At 67.0% G+C, this 1,305-nt stretch carries 1 protein-coding gene; it reads right to left on the reverse strand.

All coding sequences use genetic code 11. From position 1 onward, the window contains the following. Positions 1–40 precede the first annotated feature (40 nt). Positions 41–1,233, reverse strand: a protein-coding gene (locus tag ACFY3N_RS36655) for an IS3 family transposase (RefSeq protein WP_390821096.1) whose coding sequence is annotated in 2 segments (ribosomal slippage) — positions 41–969 and positions 969–1,233 — 1,194 coding nt in all. Because the reading frame shifts where the segments join, the coding sequence is not laid out codon by codon here. Between the last annotated feature and the right edge of the window lie 72 nt (positions 1,234–1,305).

The following is a 1,305-nucleotide window of genomic DNA, read 5'->3' on the forward strand; positions in this document are numbered from 1 at the left end:
TGAGCTGCCCCGAGTTTCATAGAGTCCGATCTTGATTGGTTCAGGCGGACTGCGGGGTTTGCTCCTGGCTGCGCCAGAAGGCTTCCTCGTACTCGGCCGGCGGCACGTAGTCGAGCGCGGAGTGAAGGCGTTCTTCGTTGTACCAGGTGATCCACTGGAAGATCGCCCGCTCGACCTGGTCGACGTCCTTCCAGGGGCCCTGCATCTCGATGAGCTCGGCCTTGAAGGTGCCGTTCAGGGCCTCGGCCATCGCGTTGTCATACGAGTCCGCGACGGAGCCGACGGAGGCGGAGACGCCGATGTCGGCGAGCCGGTCGGTATACCGAATTGATACATATTGCGACCCGCGATCGCTGTGGTGTATCAGTCCGGAGTCCTTCTTGATCCGGCGCCGCCAGAGCGCCATCTCCAGGGCTTCCAGGGGGAGTTCGGTCCGCATGTGGTTCGCGACCTGCCAGCCGACGATCATCCGCGAGTACACGTCCAGGACGAACGCCACATACGCCCATCCCGACCAGGTGCGGACATACGTCATGTCCGCGACCCACAGCTGATCGGGCCGGGAGGCGGTGAAGTCGCGGTCGACCAGGTCCGGCGGACGCGGCGCCGGCGGTTCCGGAATCGTGGTCCGACGCCGCCGGCCACGGATGACGCCCTCCAGGCCCAGCTCGGCCATCAGCCTCTCGACGGTGCAGCGGGCCACCCCGTGGCCCTTGCGCCGAAGCGCGCGGGTGATCCGGCGGGCGCCATAGGTGCCGCCCGACTCCGCGTGGACCTCCTCGATCAGCGGCATGAGCTGCTCGTCCCGGAGCCGACGGGCCGACTTCGGCCGCTTCTTGCGGGCGAAGTACGTCGACGGCGACAGCTCCAGCACCCGGCAGACGGGATCGACCCCAAGGCCCCTCTCGCGCAGGTGGTCGATCACCTGCTCGGCCTCGTCCGGGGACGGTCGATCTCCTGGGCAAAAAACACCGAGGCGGCTTTCAGGATCTCGTTCGCGCGCCTCAACTCCGCTACTTCTCTGCGGAGTTGTTTGAGCTCGTCCTGCTCGGCGGTGGTGAGCCGGTCGTCCCGCTCGCCGCGGTCGGCCTCGGCCTGGCGGACCCAGCCGCGCAGGGCCTCCTTGTGGATGCCCAGGTCCTTCGCGACGTGCGCGATCGGGCGGCCGGTGGTGCGGACCTCGCGAATCGCGCGCTCGCGGAGTTCGTCCGGATATTTACGGGGTGCTGCCATGGTGCTGGTGGTTCTCCTTCGCCAGGACCGTAACCCTGGCATCAGGGACTCCACAAATCTCAGTACAGCTCA

Source organism: Streptomyces sp. NPDC000348 (assembly GCF_042898795.1).
In the GTDB taxonomy this organism is placed as follows: domain Bacteria; phylum Actinomycetota; class Actinomycetes; order Streptomycetales; family Streptomycetaceae; genus Streptomyces.